10 protein-coding genes are annotated in these 7,912 nt (G+C 61.5%); all 10 read right to left on the bottom strand.

What is annotated here, in order from left to right; genetic code table 11:
- On the bottom strand, positions 1 to 4,065 hold a 4,065-nt coding region (locus ACQ4W7_RS02885), incomplete at its 3' end, for a phage tail length tape measure family protein (RefSeq protein ID WP_436528273.1).
- A 32-nt stretch (positions 4,066 to 4,097) separates the two neighbouring features.
- Complete coding sequence (locus ACQ4W7_RS02880; protein WP_436528271.1) at positions 4,098 to 4,394, bottom strand: DUF1799 domain-containing protein; 297 nt, start codon at positions 4,392 to 4,394, stop codon at positions 4,098 to 4,100.
- A gap of 17 nt (positions 4,395 to 4,411) precedes the next feature.
- Positions 4,412 to 4,729: a phage tail assembly chaperone gene (locus ACQ4W7_RS02875; protein ID WP_436528269.1), complete on the bottom strand. Its 318-nt coding sequence runs from the start codon at positions 4,727 to 4,729 to the stop codon at positions 4,412 to 4,414.
- 112 nt (positions 4,730 to 4,841) lie between these two features.
- A complete protein-coding gene (locus tag ACQ4W7_RS02870; RefSeq protein WP_436528267.1) occupies positions 4,842 to 5,483 on the bottom strand; it encodes a phage tail protein in 642 nt (213 codons plus the stop codon).
- Between the two features lie 135 nt (positions 5,484 to 5,618).
- Positions 5,619 to 6,053 carry a hypothetical protein gene (locus tag ACQ4W7_RS02865; protein WP_436528265.1) on the bottom strand — a complete coding sequence of 145 codons (435 nt, stop codon included), beginning with the start codon at positions 6,051 to 6,053 and terminating at the stop codon, positions 5,619 to 5,621.
- A gap of 4 nt (positions 6,054 to 6,057) precedes the next feature.
- On the bottom strand, positions 6,058 to 6,408 hold the full coding sequence (locus ACQ4W7_RS02860; RefSeq protein WP_436528263.1) for a DUF3168 domain-containing protein: 351 nt from the start codon (positions 6,406 to 6,408) through the stop codon (positions 6,058 to 6,060).
- Positions 6,405 to 6,866: an HK97-gp10 family putative phage morphogenesis protein gene (locus ACQ4W7_RS02855; protein ID WP_436528261.1), complete on the bottom strand. Its 462-nt coding sequence runs from the start codon at positions 6,864 to 6,866 to the stop codon at positions 6,405 to 6,407. Before ACQ4W7_RS02855 ends, ACQ4W7_RS02860 begins: the two co-directional genes overlap by 4 nt.
- Entirely contained in the window at positions 6,863 to 7,198 is a 336-nt protein-coding gene (locus ACQ4W7_RS02850; RefSeq protein ID WP_436528259.1) for a phage head closure protein, read from the bottom strand. Before ACQ4W7_RS02850 ends, ACQ4W7_RS02855 begins: the two co-directional genes overlap by 4 nt.
- Positions 7,195 to 7,749, bottom strand: a complete 555-nt coding sequence (locus tag ACQ4W7_RS02845; RefSeq protein ID WP_436528257.1) for a head-tail connector protein — start codon at positions 7,747 to 7,749, stop codon at positions 7,195 to 7,197. The genes ACQ4W7_RS02850 and ACQ4W7_RS02845 overlap by 4 nt, the downstream gene beginning before the upstream one ends.
- Positions 7,746 to 7,859 (bottom strand): DnaT-like ssDNA-binding protein, encoded by a 114-nt coding sequence (locus ACQ4W7_RS02840; protein ID WP_436528255.1) that lies wholly within the window; start codon positions 7,857 to 7,859, stop codon positions 7,746 to 7,748. Before ACQ4W7_RS02840 ends, ACQ4W7_RS02845 begins: the two co-directional genes overlap by 4 nt.
- Positions 7,860 to 7,912 lie beyond the last annotated feature (53 nt).

The following is a 7,912-nucleotide window of genomic DNA, read 5'->3' as shown; positions in this document are numbered from 1 at the left end:
GGCACTGGCCTCGGTTGCGGCCAGGCCGGTCGACGCCGCCGTGGTGGCCGCCTCGCCGGTCAACTTGGCGCCGTTCAAGGCCAAGTTGGCTGTAACTTCAGTTTCTTTGAAGAATATTTTCTTGACCATCGACTCGACAGCCATCGCCATTTCATAGGCGCGAAACGCTTTCTCGGCCCCTTCCATCACCTTATAGCCGGCCGTGTTTTCCTTGAAGAAGCCCTTTGCCGCAGTTGCCATATCTGCGTACGATTTGACCTTGGCTGCTGCTGACGACTTCGTTGCAGCCAGTTCGGCCTGGGCGATCTTGTCGGCGCCACTTTTCGGATCGGCCTTGATGGATGCCAGTTGAGCGGCGATCGTCTGCTGCTGCACCGCGTAGCCGGTCAGCGCCGTGGTCAGGCCGCCAATGGCGGAACCGACACGGCCAAACGATTCAGTCATGCCCTGCGCAGCCTGCTTAGCTGCGTTATCGACGGCGACGAGGATGTCGAGCAGCTCCTTGGCTTTGGCGACATCGGTACCGGCGCTCAAACCGACACCGCGCACTTTTTCAGCGGCCAGCTCGCGCATGACGACAGCGCTTGCGCGCATTGTTGCCGCCTCGGCGGCGCGCGCCTCGTTGCCGCCGATGATGTTCGCCTGGTTTTCCAGCCGTGCGGCAGCTTCTTCGGTCAGCGCCTGGTTGAATTTATTCACCTCGATCGCACTGAGGCCGATCAGGATATTGGCATCCTTCTGCGCTTGCAATTGAGCTTGGAGCGCTTGCAAGTCGGTGGCGCGCTTGTCCGCCAGGTCGGCGAGATTGTTTGCGGCCTGCTTGGTGTCCTTGATGTCAAGAACGCGGATATCATTTTTCAGTTGCTGCGTGCGGGATAGCGCTTGGCCATCCAACTCGGCAATCGCGCCGCTCAGGCCCGCCTGCTCTTTCTTGCTATTCGGCTTGGCGGCCGTGAGCGCAAGCTCCGCGACCAGCAGCGCCCTTTTGCGCGCCAATGCATCCTGATCGAGCTTCGCGACCGCGTCCGCATACGCGAACTCGGCCAGCAGGCTGGTAGCGAGTCCAGCGGCGCGATCTGCGCCCAGCGTCGCCATGGAGCGCTTGGCCGCCTCTTCCTCTACCGCGCCGCGACGTTTCAGCAATTCGATTTGCGTGTCGATGGCGATATTGTAGGTATCGGCGTATCGGAGTTTGATGGCGGCGAGGCGCGTGTCGACCTCGGCTTGTGAGACGCCAGCAGCGGCGCCTTGCGCACGCATCTTCGCGATCTCCTGCTCACGCAACTGCACGCGCGTGAGGTATTTTTCCTCATCCTGCACCCATTTCAGGCCAGCCTCTCGCAGTTTGTTGGCGGCCTCCTTTGGCGCAACGGCAGCCTTTTCAGCGGCGATCTGACCTTTCAACGCCGCTTCAAGCGCAAGGTCTTCGGCCAGACGTTTGGCATAAGCAGGGCTGCGTGTCTCGGCGCCGGCGGTCAGGCCGTTGGGCAACTTGCCACTAACCGCGCTAACTGATGTGGTCAGGCGCTTTTGGACGGCGGCAAGTTGCTGTTCGAGCGTTTGCTCACGACCGACGTTCAGCATGGAATCCCACGCCTCCTTCGCTCCATCGCTTACCCATTTCCACGCCTTTTGCAGACTGCCGAGATTCTCTGTAACTTTGCCCGAAACATCACCCAGCGTCCTATTCCATTCCTTTTGGGCCATCGTGCCGGCCTCGACGGTGCGCCCTTGCAGCTCTAGTGCCTTTACTTGACTGTAAATATCGGCCGTCAGGAAGTGGAATGTTTCGTCCAATTTCAGGAGCGTGGCAACGGGCGCTTTGCCCAAGTCGGCGAACTGCGCGGCGGTCTCGCCGACACTTTGGCCGAGCGCGCGCTGAGCCTTGATAGCCGTGGCGCTGAATTGCTCCAGGTTGTCAGCTGTGACCTTGCCGGTAGCGACCATTGCAACTACTGCCTCGGCAGCAGCGCCTTGCGTGCCCACACCCTTGCTGATGTTGCGAGCCATGTCTGACAGTTGGCCAGACGTGGTGGTGGCGGTGTTGCCGGCCAAGATCAGCGCCTTGCTATAGGCGATTGCTTCGTTGCGCCCTTGGATAAATGCCACGACCAACACCGCAGCGGCTGCCGCAGCGATGGTGTACGGGTTGATCAGGCCAAACACATAGCCGCCCAGAGCTTTTGCCGCGGCGCCCAGGCCGCCGAACATATCTTTCAGCTGCCCACCCTGCTGCAGCAGCACAGTCAGCGGATTTTGCCCGCCCTGGATGCTGACGACGATGTCAGTGAACTGCGCCGGCACGCCACGCATTGCGGCGGCGGTAGCGCGCGCCGACATACCTGCATGGTTCAGCCCCTGCTCAACTTCGCGCAGTTTCGCGATGAATGGGGCAGCTTGCGCGGTCACGCCCATCTGAGCGGCTTGCAATTCTAATAATTCCGAGCGGCTTTTGCCGATAGCTGCGGCCTGCTGCTGGAGGCCTGCGACGAAGGAGTCACGGCCAGTCTGTGCCGTAGCAGCCTGGCGCTGCGCCTCGGCTGCTGCTTTCGCCGCTGCCGTAACGGCATCCTCGGCAAGCTTGAGGCGCTGCAGCTCTTGAATGTGCGGCTCGGCTGCGCCAGCAACACCAGCCTGGGCTGCCTTGTAACGCAAGACTTCTTCGGTGGTTTTTCCGTACAGTGCGATCTGTTCGCGCAAGCTGCTCACCATCGCCGTGCCGGCAACTTGCTGCTGAGCTGCCTGCTGCTGAGCGGCGGCGGCGAGCCGGGTTGCTTCCGTCACCGCATCCTGGGCCACTTTCTGGCGTTGTAGCTCTTGAATCAAAGGCTCGGCCGCGCCGGCGGCGCCAGCTTGGGCGGCGCGATAGCGCAACACTTCTTCGGTAGACTTGCCATACAAGGCGATCTGCTCACGCAGTCCAGCCAGCATGGTGTCGCGGTTGGACTGGGCCTGGGCGGCCTGCTGCTGCGCCGCTGCTGCCAGGCGGGCGGCCTCCGTCACGGCCTCTTGCGCTACCTTGAGTTGCTGCAATTTCTGGATTTGTGGCTCGGCAGCATTCGCGGCGCCAGCCTGCGCAGCTTTATAGCGCAGCACCTCCTCCGTGGATTTGCCGTACAGCGCCACCTGCTCACGCAGGCCGGCGAGGAACGAATCGCCCTTGGCTTGCGCTTGCGTGGCGGCCTGCTGAGCATCGGCCGCTGCTTTGGCGGATGCGGTTGCCGCCTCCTGCGCAGCCTTCATGCGTGTAATCGCCTGGATCATCGGCTCCGCGTCGGCTGCGGCGCCGGCCAGCGCGGCACGGTAACGCATAACCTCTTCCGCCGACTTGCCGTGTAGCGCGACTTGCTCGCGCAGGGCCGACAGAAATCCATCTTTATTCGCCTGGGCCTGTGCGACTTGGCGCTGCGCCTGAGCCTCCAGGCGTGTCGATTCCGTGATAGCCTCATGCGCCGCGCGCATGTTTTGCAATTGCAGAATCAGCGGACCGGCCGCCTCAGCGGCGCCAGCTTGTGCGGCCCTGTAGCGCAACACTTCCTCGGTCGATTTACCATATAGCGCGATTTGCTCACGCAAGCCGGCGACATACGAATCCTTGCCAGCCTGGGCCTGAGCAACTTCACGCAGGGCCACCGCTTGCGCGCGCGCCGCTTCCGCCGCGCTCTGCTGGGCTGCTGCGGCGGCCTCTGTTGATGCCTTTGCCCGCAGTTGGGCCGCCTCCGTCTCGCGCAATTGCGCAATCAACGGAGCCAGCTTCATCATGTCCGCGCCACGACTGCGGCCCAGCTCTTCGAAATATTCAGAACCCGACTTTTTGCCGGAGATCAAAGCGGCATTCGCTCGCTCTACCGCACCAGCAATATTTCGGGTTGCGGCATCAACACGATTGGCGGCCGCTGCCCCGCCGTTGCCAATGCTGTCGAGTGCGCCACCGCCCTGGGTGCGCAGGCTGTCGAGCGTGCGGCCGGTGCGCTTGACAGCACCATCCACGCGATCTAGGCCGGACTCGACGCCACTGGAATCAACCGCCAACTCAATGGTCGCGCCGCCAATCGTATTTGTCATAGGGTTCCAAATGAAAAACCGCCCTAAGGCGGCTATGTTTTCTGATGCATGCAATCCAGCGCCGCCGCCTCCATGATTCGAAGGTCGGCTTCCAGATCGTCGTAGTCGGCAGGTGACAGCGAAAGACGATCCATCTTTCGGTACATCACGTTGTAGTCAAGGCCGGTTGCGCCGCCCATGCCACCGACGCGCCATTGCGTGCCCATGAACGAGAAGATTTGGAAGGCCGCGACGTTGTCCGGCCAAATGTCCACGGGGTCCGCCGCCACGTCCTCGGCAGTCAGGCCGAAGGCGGCCAGCTCCTCCGCGTTCGGAGCTGGCTCGTACATCGCCGTGGCGACGTCTTTTAGTTTTTTACTTTGTTTGCAGTCAGCTCGCCGATGTAGGCCTGGATGATGGCGACGCCGGAGCCGATGTGGTTTTCGACCAACTCTTCGAGCGAATCGGCATCGAAGGCATCTTCCAAATCCCAACCGCTGGCGATGTCCAGGATGACGTCCACGTCCTCGCGGTCGGTCAGGCTTTCGATGAATTTCTTGAACGCTTCGCGCGTGCGGTGCTTGAAGGTGAATTCGACGTCGACAGGCTTGCCGCCGGCCACTGGAATCGACACTTTGACTTTGAAGGTTGGGGATGCGGTCAGGCTGAATTTTGGCTTTGCCATTTTGTACTTTCAAGGGAAGAAAAAGACCCGCAAGGTGCGACCAGGCGGGCGTAAAAAATGCCGCTGCGATTTCTCGTGCGGCATTGGGAGAACTGCTGGTTACTGCGTTTGATCAGTAGCGGACCGGGCGGCCCTGCAGGGAGAACGTGGACTTGACGGCCATGATCGAGTTCTTCGTCAGCGACGGCGTTTCATCCAGGGAGACAATACCGTTGTAGAGGATCACGGAGTTGTTCGGCAGGGTAACGACCAGTGCACGCGGGCTGCGCGTTTCGGCGGCCGCTTTCACGGCAATGAAGCCGGCCAGCGTCGGATCATCGGCGATGGAAATGGCGATCGACTGCGCGCTTGCTTGGGTAGGCAGTTGGGTCGAGAAGTCGTTTTCCAGCAGCGACACCTCGGTGAAGCCCATTTCTCCGCCGGAGCTGGTGGTCTCCAGAATCTGCGTGATTTGCGTCAGCGTGGTGATCTTACGCACCGAGCCGACGCCACCGCCTGGCGTGTAGGTCGTGGTGTTGGACGAGTCCAGGCCCTCCAGGGTAAAGGTGCCCGCCGCCGACAGGCTGACGCGGTAGATGCGGTTGTTGATGCGGGACCAGCCAGAGGTAACCTCGACCAGGTCGCCATTGGCCAGGCCGTGGGCGGCAGCGGTGAGAACGGCCGGGCTAGCATTGCTTGCTGCCGTGATGGAAATGGCCGAGCCGTACACAGTGGCCAGCTTCAGCGTTGCGCCGTTAGGCAGGGAGATCGACATATGTAAAGCCTTTCCGGTCGCTTGACCGAGAGTGGTGACCCTCACGGGCGTAAAAAAACCGCCCGAGTTTCCTGGGGCGGCTCAAAGAGAAAAGGCCAGCGGGTTAGGCTGGCCTCTATAAATTCTGCTGTTTGTTTAATCGACTTCGATGACCTTGCTGAGCACGGCCATATTGCATTTCTGCTCAGCGATCGATCCCGACGTAAAGCCGCCGTTCATCAGGCCGTTGACCTGGGCGGTGAAGTAAATGAGCGAGCCGTCTGGCCGCGTCGCGCGGTAGCTGCATGCTGACTCCAAGCCGACAAGGGTGCGCAGCATGTCCTGGCCAGCGTCGGCGATGCGGATCAGTTCGACCTGCAGTGACAGCTCAGCCAGGCCGGACATAGCCTGGTATGGCCGAGCTAGGCCGATGTAATTTCGCGTGGACGTGGCGTACTGCGTGCCAACCTCGCCCACCACCTTGACGCCTTTAATCTGCGTGAAGCTTAACGCGGCGAACCCGGCGGCGGTCGCGTCGGCGGGAGTCGACCGCGATACAGCAAACGTGCTGCCAGCAAGAGATGTCGGCATATCGTCAGATCCAGAGAGAAAAATCTTGCATGGTGCCGCGCAACTTCGTTTCGTCGTCGTAGGTCGCAATAGCGGCGCCTAAGACGGATGGCTGCAGGGCAATCAGACTGCGCAGCGCGTCCTCGACGGCGCCGCCCATGGCGGTCGCCTGGATGCGCGTATCGGCCCACACGTTGATCTGCATGCGGGCGTTTTTCTTCGCCGGAATGGTGCTCTCCACGAAATTGACGGCATCGCCGCCCACCTGCTGATAGGTGATATACGGACGGGATGCATCATCGGGCGCAAGGTCGGGATAGACGCGGTCGGCAACTAAGCCCCGCAGCGCTTCAAATAGTGCAATGTCAATACTCATTGTCGACCCTGTATTTCATCCAATTTCTTAGCCATGCGCGTCTTGCCGCTGGCTATCGCGTCATTCAGCCGCGACAGCGACGGGCGCATAAACGGCTTTGCCGGCGCACGCGAGGTGCCGTACTCGACCATGGCGCCATACGGTGCCTTGGTGTGGTTCCAGCTCACGCGGTACATTTTCAACGTGTCGCTTGATTTTTCCGGGGAGAATACGCGGTAAATTGCATTCTTCAAGGTCCCAGGCTGAAATAGGTACTTGGTGCCGTTTTTCTTGAACTGGCTGCCGTGAAAATAATGGGCACCTACCGAGATTGGCGCCCTGGACCTGGCCTCCTCGTAGATCACCAGACCCATGCCGGCGGCGCCCTCGATGGCGACCTCGTCCTTTATGGCCTCACCATAGGCGCGCAGCTTTTCGCGCAACGCGTCGAGCCCGGCCAGATTGATATTGAAGCTCATGGCGCCCCGCGCGAGCACATCAGCGCGAGCGTGCGCAGGTCTTGCCCCAGCACCGCCTCGATGCGGTAGACGTCGGCACCGTGCAGCGCGCGCATCTTCGGCAGTACACCGGCGCGGTACCGGATGGTGATCGTTGTCAGCACCTGGTTCTGCGTGGCGCCGGCGGCGACGAACTCGCGGCCGCTGACGTCGCGGACCTCGGCCCACAGCTTGCCGTCACCGTCAGCGATGAAGTTTGCCCAGTCGGCCGCGACTGGCTGGCCTGCCGCATCTTGGGTCGACCCCATGACTTGCAGCGTGATGCGCTTATTGAGCCGTGCGCCGAGACTCATGTGTAGCTCCGGCAGGCGTCCAGCAGCCGCTCAACGAACGCCGACTGCACGGTGTCGCGCTCCAGGCGTGTGGCCGGGTCGAACTGCTCGACCAACTTCGCCAGGATGTAGAGCTGGACGTTTTCCGGCACATCCGCCGGTGCCGCGCCGTAGCCGCATACCAGCTCGACAGTCACGTCAGCGTCGGCCAGCGTGGCCGGCCAGGCGCCGCCGCGCGCCGGCATCAGGTGCGACTGGTATCGCGCACGGCACAGGCGATAGGCCGCCGGGTCCAGCGTCTGCTCGGTGCCGCTGACATCGAAATACTTTACCGACGTGACCGACATAACTGGATGCGGCAACTTGAGCGCCGCAGGGAAGCAGTCGAGCGTCACCCGCCACGTCTGCTCAATCAAACACTGGTCGATCTCGTGCTCAAGCACGGCGACGATACCCTTGATCCACGACGTGATCAGCACATCCATATCGTCACCGTCGACGCGCATGTTTGCCTTGGCCATGGCGAGGTTAACCGGAAGTGTGGCCGGCGGCGTGATGCGAATAGCGGTCATGGCGCCGCCCAGGTGGTCAGGCCCAGGCTGGCGCAACGCGCGTCTGCAGCAGCGATGCTGGCGTAGGAGTCAGCGTCGGACAGGCCGGCGCCGGTTTCAGTGATGAGCATGGATACCCTTATTAATAACAGCCACTTGCTGCACAGAAGTTTTCAGAAGCAGG

The organism is Janthinobacterium algoris (assembly GCF_051380935.1).
GTDB lineage: Bacteria > Pseudomonadota > Gammaproteobacteria > Burkholderiales > Burkholderiaceae_D > Janthinobacterium.
Note: the sequence above shows the minus strand (reverse complement) of the source record. Positions and strands in the feature narration are given on the sequence as shown.

Bases quoted from the DNA above. Each gene is read 5' to 3' on its own strand.
- ACQ4W7_RS02870 (WP_436528267.1), bottom strand. From the start codon at position 5,483: ATGTCGATCTCCCTGCCTAACGGCGCAACGCTGAAGCTGGCCACTGTG.
- ACQ4W7_RS02850 (WP_436528259.1), bottom strand. From the start codon at position 7,198: ATGAGTCTCGGCGCACGGCTCAATAAGCGCATCACGCTGCAAGTCATG.
- ACQ4W7_RS02860 (WP_436528263.1), bottom strand. From the start codon at position 6,408: ATGAGTATTGACATTGCACTATTTGAAGCGCTGCGGGGCTTAGTTGCC.
- ACQ4W7_RS02845 (WP_436528257.1), bottom strand. From the start codon at position 7,749: ATGACCGCTATTCGCATCACGCCGCCGGCCACACTTCCGGTTAACCTC.
- ACQ4W7_RS02855 (WP_436528261.1), bottom strand. From the start codon at position 6,866: ATGAGCTTCAATATCAATCTGGCCGGGCTCGACGCGTTGCGCGAAAAG.
- ACQ4W7_RS02840 (WP_436528255.1), bottom strand. From the start codon at position 7,859: ATGCTCATCACTGAAACCGGCGCCGGCCTGTCCGACGCTGACTCCTAC.
- ACQ4W7_RS02875 (WP_436528269.1), bottom strand. From the start codon at position 4,729: ATGGCAAAGCCAAAATTCAGCCTGACCGCATCCCCAACCTTCAAAGTC.
- ACQ4W7_RS02865 (WP_436528265.1), bottom strand. From the start codon at position 6,053: ATGCCGACATCTCTTGCTGGCAGCACGTTTGCTGTATCGCGGTCGACT.
- ACQ4W7_RS02880 (WP_436528271.1), bottom strand. From the start codon at position 4,394: ATGTACGAGCCAGCTCCGAACGCGGAGGAGCTGGCCGCCTTCGGCCTG.